We start from the raw sequence: 14,710 nt of genomic DNA, 5'->3' as shown, positions 1-14,710 counted from the left end.
TCAAACAGCGCGTCTATATCTTCGCCTAGGCCTTCGTCTGCCTCACTACTCCGAATCAAACGACATGTCGCCCGAACCGACCTCAAAACGATACGTGGCAGACTTATCGCCGTTATCGAATTCAAGATTCAAAACGGTCTCGCCGTCGTAGCCAAGCGGAAGGAAATCGCTCTCGAAGTCGCCGCTGCCCAAGGTGAGGCTCGCCTTAAAGCCCGTCGAGTTCGGAACCGTCATCTCCACATCGCCCGAGCCCACGCTCACGTCCATCGACTTCGCGGGGGCCTGGTAGAGCTCGAACGTCACATCGCCCGAACCGACCTCGGCATTCAGGGTATCGGTCACGGTACCCGTAAACTCGACGTCTCCCGAGTCCAACGTCAAATCGAAGTCGTGGCACGCAATGTCCGTAATCGTCAGATCCCCCGACCCCACATTCGCCGAAATGTCCATCATGTTATCGGCAAGCTCGCGCGGCAGCTCGATGGTGACCGTACGGTCAAGCGCACGCTCGTCATCGCAGTCGAACTGGTTAATCTTGAGCGTAGAGCCCCTAATCTCGGCCAGATTTTGCGTGGCAGCATCGTAAGCAGTTACTCCTTTTGCAACGCGACCACTCTCGATGACACGCACCGGTCCATCGGAAACGTACTTAATATCGACCGTACCCGACGTCACATCCAGGTCAAGGGACTGGAATGAGTCGGCATCGAAGGTTTCACTCGAAAGCTTTTGAGACTGAGCGGAGTAAATACCGTCATCAAAAACATCGTCCTCGTCAAACGCATCGTCCATACCAGACAAGCCGGATACAACATCGTTGAGATTCCACGGTCCATCAAAATGAATCAAAGTCCGCGAAGTGCCAACGACAAGCCCGATGATGAGCACAAACGCTCCGATGCCAATGCCCAAGCGCCTCTTAGACTCATGCGAGAGCTTCATCATTCATCACCTTCTTTGGCGCTCGACTCAGCGGTGGTCGCGGCAGCCATGTCAGCGTCAACCGCTGTGGAAACGTCCTCCCCCTTAGTCCTAGCGACCGCCGGCGCCGGACCAACCTGGATATCCCCGCGCGCCCAATCACCATCGAGCGCACGCGCCACCCAGTGATAGATGGGAATCGTAAAGAAGATCAGCGCGGCAAAGGGGCCGGCACCAAACAGGAACATCAGCAAAAAGAACAGCAGCCAGCACACGGCCCAATACGGGAACGACTGGAACGGGCCCTTCACCGGAGTCGAGCCAACCGCGGTGCCACTCGTCGCCTGCGCCGTAGCGGCATTGGCGGCCTGCGCACTCCAGCTTGCCGCCTGCGCCGCCTTGGCCGCGGCATCACTTGCCTGCGTAGCTGCCTCCGTGGCGCGTGCCGCCGCCTCATGGGTGCGGGCGCGCTCCGCCGCCTCGGCCTCGCGCTGACGGGCGCGGTCCTCGTTCTCAAACTCGATATCGTCCTCGATCTCATCGCTCGGATTGAGCAGCTCGTCCAGGCTCACGCCATAGAGTTTGGCAAGCGAGATCAGATTCTCGGTATCGGGCGAGCTCTCCGCACGCTCCCATTTACTGACCGCCTGGCGCGACAGTCCCAGCTTTCGTGCAAGCCCTTCTTGGCTAAAACCCTTGCTGCGACGAAGGTCGGCGAGCCGCTGCGCAGTTTCTACATTCATGGTTCCTCCTATGTGATGCCAGCCGTGCCGCCGGACCGTTTTTGTTCTTAAGGCGCCTTGCACAGTTAAAAATGTATCCGCCACCGCCAAAAGCATGCCACCTATTCTAGTGAGATTTTTGACAACCGGCGGTTGCGGGTGCATATGAGCTGCGGAAATGTGTCCAAACAAAGCAATGACCCGTAGCTTGGTTGTCCCCGTTGCGGCGTTAACGGTAGTATGGTCGTACTGTTTATTTCGCACCGCCAACGGAGGGAGCCCCGCGCCGTGAACCGCGATTTCGCCTCATCGCTCATCCAGCTCAACAATACGTTCTATCGCGAGCACTCCGCCTCCTTCTCCGATACGCGCCAGGCCCCGTGGCCCGGCTGGGTGCGCACCATGGATATCGCGCTCGGGCAGCTCGACGTCGCCACGATCGAGCATCCCGTCCGTGTCTTCGATCTTGCCTGCGGCAACATGCGATTCGAGAACTTTGCCGCCGGCGGCGCACTTGCCGCCAAGGGCGTCGACGGCGCAAACCCCTCGGCAGATGCCAGCTGCCCGTTTGAGTTCTACGGTGTCGACTCGTGCCAAGATTTGGCTATCGATGCACATGGACACGCCCTGCGCATTCCCAACCTGCACTTCCAGGAACTCGATGTGCTCGACGCCCTCATGAAGCTCAACCCCGCCGAGACACCCGACGTGCTTTTCGACGCCCCGCTCGCCGACATCTCGGTCTGCTTTGGCTTTATGCACCACGTGCCGTCGTGCGAGTACCGCGTACGCGTGCTCGACGCCCTGGTACGCCAGACGCGCCCGGGCGGCATCATCGCCATCAGCTTTTGGGAGTTTATGAACGACGAGCGCATGGCGCGCAAGGCTGTTCGCGCCGAGGCCCGCGCCGAGCTCACCCCGCCGTTTGAGGGTTACGATTCCGCGCTGTTTGAAGCCGGTGACCACCTCATTGGCTGGCAAAACGACCGCCACGCCTACCGCTATTGCCATCACTTTGACGATCAGCAGATCACCGACTTGGTGCGCGGCGTCCGTACGTTCTACAAGAGCGGCGAGGTCCCCGTGCGCGAGCTTGAGCGCTTCCATGCCGACGGTCGCAGCGGTGAGCTCAACCGCTATGTGATTCTCAAGCGCCTGTAGGCACCGACGACTCTTCGCCGAGTCGCACCACATCTTTCGGGCAAACTATGCCCGCCCTATTTCAACCCATTGACGGAACGCGCGGCTATGCGTTCCCCACTTATGACCAAGGAGCCTCATGGGAGCCGTCCACGTTCGCACGCCTAAGAACTTTGTGCTCGAGGAGCGCCTGGAGCGCTACGCCGATGCGATTGAGACGAACCCCGAGGCCTATGCCGGAGATTGGCGCAAGGCCTGTGCGCCAGTTAGCAGCAAGCCCTTCGAATACCTTCATCTGGATCTGGGTTGCGGCAAAGGCACCTATCTGGTTGAGCGCGCTCGCCGTGAGCCCGACACCCTCTTTATCGGCATAGACCAGGAGCCCATCTGCATCGCCTATGCCGCGCAGAAAATCTGCGAGCAGGAGCTGTCCAACGCACTCGTCCTGCCCCGAGGCGCCACATCGCTGCCGCGGCTGTTTGCCGCAGGCGAGCTCGATGCCATCACCATTAACTTTCCCACGCCGCAGCCCAAGGCCAAGTACGCCAAAAAACGACTCGTCCATGTCGACCATTTGATGCTCTACCGCCCGCTCCTTGCAGCCGTCGCCACCGTCACACTGCGAACTGACAGCAAACCACTGCGCGACTACGCCCTAGGGCAGATTGCCGCGGCCGGCTACGACACGCTTTGGGTAAGTGACGACGTACGCCGCGTCCATCCCGAGCATCCCGAGACCGAATATGAATGCCGCACGCGCGAGATGGGCGCCGCCGTCTATGGCATTTGCGCCACACCCGGTGCGCAGCCCAGCGATGAGCAGCTCGCGGCGGGCCGCGCGCAGGAGCAAAGCCTTGCGTGCTACCTGCCCGATAACCTCGATGAGCTCACCTATGTACCTCTGGGCATGGAAGAGGCCGTCGAGAACTTTAGGAACCGCGCCCGCAAAGGCAAGAAGCGCCTGCCGCAAGAGTCCCAAGGGCTTCTGATGGTCGCGGCGTCAGCAAACAAGCGCAAATAGGCGCCAACAAACAACCCTCAAAACCTAAAGTGAGTAGACTTTTTTGTAATAGCCAAGCACAACCCGTATAACGAAAACTAAAACCGCAGGTAAATCCCTTGCGCAAAAGCCATGTGCTCGCGATATTGCAAAAAGTCTACTCACTTAGCCGGCAACTGCACCAAACGGCTGGGCAGAACGCCCATTTCCTGCATTTTCTCGCGCGCTGGCACCCCGCGCCGCCGCTACGCCATAATAGTTGGCGGACAATCGCGAGAGAAAGCAAACACATGGCACAGACCACGACAGATACCGCCGCCAGCACCGTTTCCGGCGCCGGCGCCGCCAGCTCGTTCTCGGGCGGCACGGGAACCGAGGCAGAGTTCGGTTCGCTCGGTGCGCTCTCCCCCACCTGGTGGGAGCCCGAGGACGGCAGTGAGCCCGAACCGTGGCTCACGCCCGACCAAGCCTTCGAACGCTTCTTTGAATGGACAAGCGATCGCGGCATTGAGCTGTGGGATCACCAAGAAGAGGCCCTCATGGACCTGGCTGCCGGCGATCACGTCATTTTGGGAACACCGACCGGATCGGGTAAATCGCTCGTCGCGCTGGGCATGCTCTTTATGGGCATGGCACAGGGCAAGCGCTGTTATTACACGGCGCCCATCAAGGCCCTGGTCAGCGAAAAGTTCTTCGATCTGGTGCAGGTACTCGGCCGCGACAACGTCGGTATGATTACCGGCGACACGCATATCAATACCAAGGCGCCCGTCATCTGCTGCACGGCAGAGATCCTTGCCAACGACGCACTGCGCGAGGGTGAGGACGCCGATGTGGGCTGCGTGGCCATGGACGAGTTCCACTACTTTGCCGACCCCGACCGCGGCTGGGCCTGGCAGGTGCCGCTGCTCACCCTGCCTCACACGCAATTCATGCTCATGAGCGCCACGCTCGGCGATGTCACCGCGATTGCCGCCTCACTCGAGGAGCACACCGGCGCTACCTGCGACTTGGTCGTCGATGCCCCACGCCCTGTGCCGCTGAGCTACGACTATGTGACGACCTCGCTCGAGGGCACCGTCGAGCTCGCGATGCGCCGCGGCGAGGCCCCGCTCTACATCGTGCACTTTAGCCAGGACGCCGCCCTTGCGACGGCACAGTCGCTCGCCAACTTTGGCATTGCCAGCAAGGAGCAGCGCGAGGCCATTAAGGAGGCGGCTAAGGGCACGAGCTTCTCGACGGCCTTTGGCAAGATTCTCAAACGCCTGCTCGGCTGCGGCGTCGGCGTGCACCACGCCGGTATGCTGCCGCGCTATCGCCTGCTGGTCGAGCGCCTGGCGCAGCAGGGCCTACTGCCCGTCATTTGCGGCACCGACACACTCGGCGTCGGCATCAACGTGCCCATCCACACCGTGGTCCTCACCGCGCTCACCAAGTTCGACGGCTACAAGATGCGTCGCCTGCGCGCCCGCGAGTTCCATCAGATTGCCGGTCGCGCCGGCCGCTCGGGCTTCGATACCGAGGGCATGGTGATTGCCGAGGCACCCGAGCACGAGATCGAGAACGCCAAGCTCATGGCCAAGGCGGGCGACGACCCCAAAAAACTCCGCAAGATTAAAAAGAAGAAGGCCCCCGAGGGCTTTGTCACCTGGAACAAGCAGACCTTTGAGCGCCTGATCGAGACGCAGCCCGAAACGCTCAAGCCGCGCCTGCGCATCACACACTCCATGGTGATTAGCGTGGTCGAGCAGGGCGGCGATGCCCGAGCCCGCGTACACGACCTCATCGAGACGAGTCTGCAGACCCCTGAGGAAAAGGCAAAGCTCGAGGTTCGTGCCGACGAGATCTTCGCCACGCTCATCGATTCCGGCGTCGTCGTTCGCACCGAAGTGCCGCCCGCACCCGACGCTCCGGCTGACGCCGCGCCGGACATCGACTACGCGCTGACGGTCGACCTGCCCGAAGACTTTGCGCTCGACCAGCCGCTCTCGCCGTTTTTGCTTGCCGCGCTGGAGTTGCTCGATCCCGAGAGCGAGACCTATACCATGGACCTCATCTCGATGGTCGAGGCTACGCTCGAGGACCCCAAGCAGGTATTGCGCGCACAGGAGCGCGCCGCGCGCGACCGCGCCATGGCCGAGATGAAGGCCGACGGCATTGAGTATGAGGAGCGTCTGGAGCGTATTCAGGACGTCACGTACGAAAAACCGCTCGAGGATTTGCTCGACGCCGCCTTTGACAAGTACTGCCAGGAAGTACCCTGGGCCAACGACTACCAGCTCTCGCCCAAGAGTGTCCTGCGCGACATGCTGGAAAGCGCGAGTGACTTTAAGGGCTATATCCAAAAGCTCGGCATCGCCCGCTCCGAGGGCATTCTGCTGCGCTACCTAGCCGAGGCCTACCGTTCCCTCGATCGCACCGTGCCCATTGAGAAGCGCGATGAGCGCTTGCGTGACATCATTTCGTGGCTCGGCTTTGTGGTGCGCTCGGTCGACTCGAGCCTGGTGGACGAGTGGGAGAACGCCGGCAACCCGGCAGCCCTCGACGCCGCGCCGCCGCAGGGCATCGACGAGGTCGTGGCGGATCGCCGCGGCTGCACGCTGCTGGTGCGCAACGCGCTCTTCCGCCGCGTGACCCTTGCCGCCCGCGAGCACGTGCGCGACCTGGGCGAGCTCGACGACGACTGGGGCATGAGCGAGATCCGCTGGCAAAAGGCGCTCGATGCCTACCATGAGCAGCATGAGGAGATTCTCACCGACGGAGATGCCCGCAGCGCCGCAATGTTTTCCATCGATGAGTCCGACGAGAAGACTGCACACGTGTGGCACGTGCACCAGATCTTTGCCGACGAGGATGGCGACCACGATTTTGGCATCATGGGCGATGTCGATCTGGACGCCACGCAAGACGGCGGCGAGGTCATCTTCAAAAACTACCGCGTCGGCTTTATCGAGGACCTGCTCGAGAACTAGCCAAACAAACTGGAACGGAATAAAACGGGGCCGCTGGCAACATCGCCAGCGGCCCCGCTTTTTGCGCGATACGCTATCCTCTACTCGGCATCCTCGACCTCATACGAATCCGCCTCGGCGGGCTCATCGCCTGTCTCCGACGCGGTCTCGCGTGCCTCATCAAACGCTGCCTTCATGGTTTTGTTGCCCCAAGTGAGCTTGCGAATGGTAAGCTCATCGGCCTTGTTGTGGGCCAGGCGCAGATTCTCGGTGCTGCGGCGCAAATCGTCCTTGGTCTTCTCGAGCTGCTTGATGGCGGCATCGATTTCCTTGATCGCCGACTCGAATTGCTTACTCGCCAGGTTATAGTTGCGCGAGAAGCCGTCCTTGAACTTTTCCATCTTGGCTTCGAAGTTCGTGACGTCGATATTCTGCTGTTTGTACTCCGCCAGCTCCTGCTTATAGCGCAGCGAACCCATGGCGGCGTTGCGCAGCAGCGTGATCATGGGAATAAAGAACTGCGGGCGAATCACGTACATCTTCTCGTAGCGATAGCTCACGTCCACGATTCCCGCGTTGTAAAGCTCGCTCTCGGGCTCGAGCAGCGTGCAGAGCACCGCGTACTCACAGCCTTTCTGGCGACGATCGTGATCGAGTTTCTTAAAGAAGTCCTCGTTTTTATGCTTGGTCGCGGTCTCGTCGTTCTCGTTTTTCATCTCGAACATAATCGAAATGACCTCGTTGCCGCTTGCGTCGCACTCGCGGAAGATAAAGTCGCCCTTGGTACCCTCGGACGCATCGTTATCTTTCTCGAAGTACGCGTTAGGAAACGCCGTCATGCGCAGGCGATTGAACTCGGTCTCGCAGTGCTGCTCGAGTGACTCGCCCACCATCTTGGTGGACAGGCGGACCTTCATGTCCTTAAGGCGCTCAATCTCTTCATCCTTGTAGCGGATCAGTTCATCGCTCGCGCGCTTGGCTTGAGCAAGCTCGAGCTCATGCGCCGCCTTGGCCTGCTCCTCGCGCGAATCGCGCACTGCCAACTCACTCGTCAGTTTCGCACGCGCCTCGTCGCGCTCTCGCTCCGCCGCGGCGACCGCCTCTGACAGGTTCATTTTTGCCATCAGTTCCTGCTCGCGCAGCTGGGCACGCAGGCCCTCGGCCTCTTGCTCGGACTGAGCCTTTGCGGCGGAAAACTTCTCTTGCACCTTCGCGCGATAGTCAGTAAGCGCGCGCTCGGCCTCGCTGCGAGCGGCATCGAGCTCACGCTGCGACTCTGCCGCGGCGGCGGCAAGCGCCATCTCCTGGGCCTTGTCCGCCGCGGCGATCCTGGCCTGCAGCTCGGCAATCTGAGCGTCGCGCGCGGACAGGTCGTTTTGAGCAGCATTGCGTGCCGCCGCCTCGGCAAGCCTGGCTTCATCATCTTTGCGCTCCAACTGCGCACGTAAATTGTCGATCTCGCGCTGAAGCTCGGCATTCTCCTTTTGAGCATCGGAACGGGCCTCAACCGCCGCGCGCTGACTTGCACTCTCGCGCTCTGCGGCAGCGCCTTCGAGCTTGGCGCGCAGCTCGGCAAGCTCAGCGTCGCGCTTGGCAACCTCTTGTGCCAGCTGCTGAGCTGCAGCGTTCTTCTGCTCGACAAGCTGAGCGTCGCGCTGAGACTCTGCCTTTTGCAAAGCAGCCGTCGAGCGCGAGCGCTCAAGCTCCAGTGCCTGCTCGCCCTCGCGCTGGACCGCCTTCACGCGCTCATCCAGGTCGCGCGAGAACTCGGCATCGCGCACCTGCTTGACGATATCCGCATAACCGGACGCATCGACCTTAAAAACTTCGCCGCAATGCGGGCACTTGATCTCGTTCATGGCAGCTCCTCGATGGACGCAAATTTCAACCGCCTACACTCTACCGCGCCGCACGGACAAAAAAGACGCCGCCGCCATAATGGCAACGGCGCCAGAACCACCACAAAGGCGACTGTCCCCTTTGTGGTGACTTGGGTCCTTACAGGTCGCGGTAGTCGATCAGGCGAAGATCAGGTTGAGACTCAAGCCAAGTGCGAAGCTCGGGGTCGATCAGCGCATCGACTTCCTTGGTGCGGTCGGTAGTGAGCGAGCTGTTCTCCAGGATAAAACGATCGAGATAGCCCGGATGGCACACAAAGACGACCGTCTCGCCGTCCACCATCTCGCGAACCGTCTGCATGATTGCCTCTTTGGGCTCGTAGCCCGGCTCCATCGAGCGCATCACCATGCGCAGATCAGTATCTCCGCAATGCACCACAGCCGCGGGGTCGAAGCTCGCCTTTTGCTCCTTAAGGCCCAGCTCCTGAGCAACCGCCGAGATCGCCCGGTTAAGGTTTTTGCTCATGACGGCATGGGCCTCAAAGTAATCGGGCTCGCGGCCCACGATCTCGACAAAGCGGTCATGCTGCGCGCGGATCTCGATGCAGGCCTCGTCGAAGTCTATCAACTCCTCGCCGCGCTTAAAATGATCGCGGAAGGTACGGCTGCTATGGAACTCGCCGTTCTCGTTGAGCATGCTCGGAATGAGCGCCGGGTCGGCACACGGCTTGCCCAGGCACACGTTGGTGTGCTGACCCACCGCAATGCCGACATCCGCCACGAGCGACCAGCCACGCTCGGCCTCGGGCATATTGGGCATAAGTCCCGCCGAGCGCACCAGGCCCTCATTGATACTGCGGGCAATCCCCAGGTTAACGGCATACGAATAACCGATATCGTCGGCACGAATGAGCAATTGCTTCATATTGACCCCCATCTACGGAAAGGGACACTTGAAGCGCAGCCAAGTGCCCCAGATAATTGTCCTACCGAACGGATGCTTTAGGCTTTGGCGGCAGCAGCGTCTTCGTCGAGCTGCTCCTTGGTAAAGCCAAAGAAGTAGGCGATGGCAGCGGCGGCAACAAATGCAGTGCCCGATGCAACGCAGCCCCATACGAGATTAGCAGTTCCGCCTGCAACATAACCTGTAATACCAAGGATATTAGTTGCGCCCAAAACATACGTGGTCACATTAGTGAGAGCCGCGATCAGGCCGCCGATAGCGCCGCCCGCGACCATGGCACCCAGGCAGCGAGTATACTTAAAGCCGCAGCCATACAGCGCGGGCTCCGTCACGCCACCGACAATGCCGGAGAGCGAGAAACCAAGCATAGCGCCCTTTTCGTCGACCTCCTTAAGGCGCAGGAAGGCACCGAAGGCCATGCCCCACGTGGCGAACTGAGCGATAGCACCCGCGACCATAACGCAGGAGTCAGACCCTGAGGTGAGCACCTGCACAATGCCGAGGGCAATCAGAACCTGGTGCATACCGGTCATAACCAGGAACTCCCAAAGCGCAGCAATGGCGACGAGGGAGAGGATCGTGACGATGCCGCCAGCGTTTCCGAGGCCGAACATAAAGTTGCCGACCAGGTCGCCCAGAATGGAACCAATCGGAGCTAGGGCGCACAGGGAAACGGGGGTCATCACAGCCATGGTGCACACGGGCACAAACACCGTGGAGAGCATGTCGGGGATGATCTTCTTCATGAACTTCTCGACGACCATCAGCACCGGCATAGACAGCAGCATGGGGAGCACGGTCGCAGAATAGTTGTTCAGCTGAGCCGGGAGCACGCCGTAAACCATCGTGGTCGTAGCACCCGAATCCGCCGCAGCGTTGACCAGCGTCATGAACTCAGGGGCAATGAGCACGCCGCCGAGCATCATGCCGAGCGGCTGGCTGCAGCCGAGCTGCTTTGCGGCAGCCCAACCCAGATAAACAGGGAGGAAATAATAGCCTGCGTTGTAAATCCAGTTGTAGAAGAAGTTGTAGATGTCGGAATCAGCAGACCAGATACCGAGCATGCCGTCGCCGCAAAGTACGGCAAGTGTGCGGAACATGGCGGCGCCCATGATAATGGGGATCGTCATGCACATTGTCTTGGACAGGTAGTTAAGGGCCTTCTTGCCTGCAGTCTTGACCGTCAGTGGCTCCTTGATGCCGTCATCGAGGTTCTCGTCAATGGAGCCTTCGCCCTTGACGCCCAGCGCAATGGCGGCGTCATAGACCTTCGGCACGTTCTGGCCAATGATGACCTGATACTGGCCGCCAGACCACTGTGCACCCAGCACGCCCTTGATCTTCTTTACTTCATCGTCATTGGGAATGGACTGATCCTTGAGGTTCAGACGCAGGCGGGTCATGCAGTGCGTCGCGTTCGTCACATTGGAGGCGCCGCCGACGGCAGCAAGCACGTCCTCGGCAATCTTCTTGTTATCGACAGCCATGTCGAATCCCTTCTCTTCCAACTAAAGGCCGTGGGACTTCACGGCACCAAGACGCACAATTCCGCTCGCGCCTGCGCAGCGCGCGACATCAGTTGGCAAGAGATTGATTTGCATGTGATTCCCGGGTGGATCGACATGAAAAAGCCCCGCGCACAACCGACAGAGACCCAATTATGGCCTCGGCAGAATCGGTAGTGCCTCTCGGAGCTGCGCCGTGAGTAACACCCAACACACGGCGAGTATATGCGGCAGATGCGTTCGTTGCGGCTCAGATTACCGACGAACGGTAGCAAACGACCCGCGAACGGTCGCCATGACGGAAAGGAAATACCAGAGAGCCTATTTATCCGAGTGGACAGAAGTCACGCGATTCACATGCATGATCAGATAGACGAGCTCCTCTTGGGCCAATGGCTCGCCAAAGGTCTCTTGAATCAGATCGTCGACACGGTGAGCGCAACGCGATGCCGCCGGATACTGCTCCACGAGCACGTCGTAAAGACCGGAGTTCTCGGTATCGATCGGCTCTTTCTTTGCCACGCGGTCGAGCAGATAGCGCACATGAGTGGCAAAGCGGGCAAAGGCGAACGACGAGCGATCGACCGTCACACCCAACTCTTCTTGAATAATCGCGACCGTCATATCGAGCAGTCGCTCCTCGTGCTGCTCGGCAAGCACGCGCCGCTCGCTCGGCTTAACCGATGCGTTGACAATCGACATGGCAATGCCCGCGGCCTCGCTTCGGGGCATGCGCACATGAAAGCTCTTCTGGATACCGCGAACAGCCAGCTCGCCCAAGCGGTATTCGATGGGATGCAGCTGCTCAAGATCGCGCTCAAGCGGCAACGACACCACCATGTGTTCGCGGGCACGCTTAATGGCAAACTGAATATGGTCTGCCAATGTAATGGGAAGGTTAGGACTCAATTCGTACGAAAGCTGTCCGGTCGCGATATCGGCCAGCTGAGCAGAAAACTCCAGCACCTCGGGATCGACCTCATCGATAAACGCCAGGTACTTTGAATCAATGCCGTAAAAGGTACGCGTGATGACATCCAGGTCGACCTCATGCGACATATCGCCAAAGCCGATACCACGACCCAGCGCGATAAGCTGACGCCCCGCGCCGTCTTCGCAGATGGCAGCGTTATGGTTAATGCGCTGGATAGCCCTCATGGATTCATCGCTCCTACTGAAACGCGCCGCACAGACCATCCGCGCGGCGCGTTCATTCTACCTGCACTTACAGCTACAGTCCAAAGAAGCCTAGGATTTGGTCACGGCTTACGGGCTTGTACTCGTTGGCATCGAGGCCGACATCATAGCGAAAGATGGGGCGCTCGCGATCGCGGTTGCGCGCGTTGGTGCGGTCTCCCCTGCTGTGGATATGCCCGTGCAACATGATGGCGCCACGCGCCTTGCCGTTCCAGCTGAGCATGGGGTAATGGCTCATTACCAGGCGATGGCCCTTAGCGTAACCGGGGGCGACCTCCAGATAATCGCGCACCTCATCCCAAATGTGCGGCGCGTCTGGATCTTCCCAGTCGCCGTCATGGTTACCGCAGATGAGCGTTACGTTCTGACATTCGATGCGCTCGCGCAGGCGCACCGCCTCCACCATGGGCAATCGATACGTAAAGTCTCCCAGGACATAAAGGCGGTCGTCCACAGCCACGCACTCGTTGATGGCATCGATGACACGGCGGTTCATCTCCTCGACCGAGTCAAACGGTCGATCCATGTCGTGCAGGATATTCGTATCGCCCAGGTGCAGGTCGGCGGTAAACCACATCATCGTCTCTGTCCTCATTTCGCAACGCGTATAAGACCTGTCTAGTATACAGACGCAGCGATGCGACAATTACCCAAAGAGCCCACCGAACAGACCTCGGCGGCGCTTGTCCTTTTTATTCGAACCTTTACCCCGGGCGTTCTTATCCTTTTGCTTTTTGCGGTCCTGCTCCAACTCATCGTCATCGAGCAGCGAATCCCACTCAAACGGATCGTCTACCAGATTGAACAGGTCATCGTCATCAAACATGACCGCCTCCATCACCGATTAGCGAGTATCCACCACATAGTTGAGAAGTCTACGGGTTCGTGCGGACACAAATTCACCCCGTCCGTGTCTTTCAATCGTTTGCCGCAACGCTTGCGCAACGGAACGCTTGCAGATAAGATAGGAACACGGATGGCACCCGTGACAGCGGGTCTTGCCAACTCCGATACACGTTTTCATCGTGAGAAATGGCCGTCTTCGCTTACGCGGGGACGGCCACTTTGTTTATCCCTATGTCATCTGATTCTAATGCACAAACATGCGCACGAACTTGTGCTTCCAGCTTGCGTAAGGAGCATAGCGGAATGGCACGTCGAGCCAGGTTGCCTTGTTCACGATGCTCTTCTTGTGACTAAACGTATCGAAGCTCTCGCGGCCATGGTACTGCCCCATACCGCTCGCGCCCATGCCGCCAAAGCCCATATGGCTCGTAGCCAGATGCATGATCGTGTCGTTGACGCAGCCGCCGCCAAAGGGCACGTAACGCACAAAGCGTTGCTGAGCCGCATGGTCCTGGCTAAAGATATACAGAGCTAGCGGCGTCGGACGATCCGCAATAAACGTCTCTGCCTCGTCTAGGCTCTCAAACGTCAGCACCGGCAAGATGGGGCCGAAAATCTCCTCCTGCATTACGGCGTCATCGGGGGTCACGCCGTCTAGAATCGTCGGCTCAATCTTGAGCGACGACTCGCGCGCGGTACCTCCAAGCACAACCTTATAGGGATCGATCAGCCCGCGCACGCGCGCAAAATGCTTGGCGTTGACGATATGACCGTAATCCTCGTTGTCGAGCGGATGCTCGCCAAACATGCGACGGGTCTCCTCCCTGATGAGGCCCAACAGCTCATCGTGTACGCGCGTATCGACCAGCAGGTAGTCGGGCGCCACGCAGGTCTGCCCCACGTTGAGCCATTTACCAAAGGCGATGCGCCGTGCCGCGACTTTTAAGTTTGCCGTGGCATCCACAATGCAGGGGCTCTTTCCGCCCAGCTCAAGCGTCACGGGCGTCAGGTTTTTACTTGCGCGCTCCATGACGAGCTTGCCGACCGGAACGCTACCGGTAAAGAAAATCTTGTCCCAGCACTCATCGAGCAGTGCTTCGTTCTCGGCACGGCCGCCTTCTACAACCGTCACCAGGCGCGGATCAAATGCTTCCTCGCAAATCTGCCTGAGCACCGCGCTCGATGCCGGAGCATAGGCACTCGGCTTGATGACCACGGTATTGCCCGCGGCAAGGGCGCCGGCAAGCGGCTCGAGCGTTAGCAAAAACGGGTAGTTCCACGGAGCCATGATGAGTGTGACGCCATAGGGCACGGACTGCGTCTTGCACACACTCACGGCGTTGGCGAGGTCACACGGACGCAGGCGCGAGCGACTCCATCGAGCCACATGCGCAATCTGATAACGAATCTCGGAAAGCGAGGTGCCGATCTCGCACATATACGCCTCGTCATGCGACTTTCCCAAATCGGTCTTGAGCGCATGGGCAATATCGGCCTCGTGGGCCCGCACCGCATCGCGTAAACTCACGAGCGCACGACGTCGAGCATCGACATCAAACGTGGCGTGTGTCTTAAAGTAGGCGCGCTGATCGCCGACGATGCGCGCAATTTCCTCGGTGTTCATGG

At 59.6% G+C, this 14,710-nt stretch carries 12 protein-coding genes; 3 read left to right on the top strand and 9 right to left on the bottom strand.

Annotated elements, in window-relative coordinates; all coding sequences use genetic code 11:
- Positions 1–45: 45 nt before the first annotated feature.
- Positions 46–942: a DUF4097 domain-containing protein gene (locus OGM60_02985; protein UYI99772.1), complete on the bottom strand. Its 897-nt coding sequence runs from the start codon at positions 940–942 to the stop codon at positions 46–48.
- Positions 942–1,664 carry a helix-turn-helix domain-containing protein gene (locus tag OGM60_02980; protein UYI99771.1) on the bottom strand — a complete coding sequence of 241 codons (723 nt, stop codon included), beginning with the start codon at positions 1,662–1,664 and terminating at the stop codon, positions 942–944. The genes OGM60_02985 and OGM60_02980 overlap by 1 nt, the downstream gene beginning before the upstream one ends.
- Before the next feature lie 267 nt (positions 1,665–1,931).
- Between OGM60_02980 and OGM60_02975 the strand changes: the two genes are divergently transcribed.
- The 3 genes from OGM60_02975 (at position 1,932) to OGM60_02965 (ending at position 6,755) form a co-directional block, all read left to right on the top strand.
- Positions 1,932–2,804 carry a class I SAM-dependent methyltransferase gene (locus tag OGM60_02975; GenBank protein UYI99770.1) on the top strand — a complete coding sequence of 291 codons (873 nt, stop codon included), beginning with the start codon at positions 1,932–1,934 and terminating at the stop codon, positions 2,802–2,804.
- A gap of 118 nt (positions 2,805–2,922) precedes the next feature.
- Complete coding sequence (locus tag OGM60_02970) at positions 2,923–3,804, top strand: methyltransferase domain-containing protein (GenBank protein ID UYI99769.1); 882 nt, start codon at positions 2,923–2,925, stop codon at positions 3,802–3,804.
- A gap of 269 nt (positions 3,805–4,073) precedes the next feature.
- Positions 4,074–6,755, top strand: coding sequence for a DUF3516 domain-containing protein (locus OGM60_02965; GenBank protein ID UYI99768.1), 2,682 nt, complete (start codon positions 4,074–4,076; stop codon positions 6,753–6,755).
- A gap of 80 nt (positions 6,756–6,835) precedes the next feature.
- On the opposite strand, the gene OGM60_02960 is transcribed toward OGM60_02965, so the two are convergent.
- From OGM60_02960 to OGM60_02930, 7 genes are all read right to left on the bottom strand, one after another.
- On the bottom strand, positions 6,836–8,593 hold the full coding sequence (locus OGM60_02960; GenBank protein UYI99767.1) for a DUF2130 domain-containing protein: 1,758 nt from the start codon (positions 8,591–8,593) through the stop codon (positions 6,836–6,838).
- Positions 8,594–8,732: 139 nt separating this feature from the next.
- Complete coding sequence (locus tag OGM60_02955) at positions 8,733–9,497, bottom strand: ChbG/HpnK family deacetylase (protein UYI99766.1); 765 nt, start codon at positions 9,495–9,497, stop codon at positions 8,733–8,735.
- A 77-nt stretch (positions 9,498–9,574) separates the two neighbouring features.
- On the bottom strand, positions 9,575–11,023 hold the full coding sequence (locus tag OGM60_02950; GenBank protein ID UYI99765.1) for a PTS transporter subunit EIIC: 1,449 nt from the start codon (positions 11,021–11,023) through the stop codon (positions 9,575–9,577).
- A gap of 339 nt (positions 11,024–11,362) precedes the next feature.
- Positions 11,363–12,199 carry a PRD domain-containing protein gene (locus tag OGM60_02945; protein ID UYI99764.1) on the bottom strand — a complete coding sequence of 279 codons (837 nt, stop codon included), beginning with the start codon at positions 12,197–12,199 and terminating at the stop codon, positions 11,363–11,365.
- A 73-nt stretch (positions 12,200–12,272) separates the two neighbouring features.
- The gene (locus tag OGM60_02940) at positions 12,273–12,818 is read right to left on the bottom strand and encodes a metallophosphoesterase family protein (GenBank protein ID UYI99763.1); all 546 of its coding nucleotides are present in this window, start codon (positions 12,816–12,818) and stop codon (positions 12,273–12,275) included.
- 66 nt (positions 12,819–12,884) lie between these two features.
- On the bottom strand, positions 12,885–13,064 hold the full coding sequence (locus tag OGM60_02935) for a hypothetical protein (GenBank protein UYI99762.1): 180 nt from the start codon (positions 13,062–13,064) through the stop codon (positions 12,885–12,887).
- A gap of 264 nt (positions 13,065–13,328) precedes the next feature.
- Positions 13,329–14,708, bottom strand: coding sequence for an aldehyde dehydrogenase (locus tag OGM60_02930; protein UYI99761.1), 1,380 nt, complete (start codon positions 14,706–14,708; stop codon positions 13,329–13,331).
- Positions 14,709–14,710: the final 2 nt, after the last annotated feature.

The organism is Coriobacteriaceae bacterium, from assembly GCA_025757745.1.
Taxonomy (GTDB): domain Bacteria; phylum Actinomycetota; class Coriobacteriia; order Coriobacteriales; family Coriobacteriaceae; genus Collinsella.
Note: the sequence above shows the minus strand (reverse complement) of the source record. Positions and strands in the feature narration are given on the sequence as shown.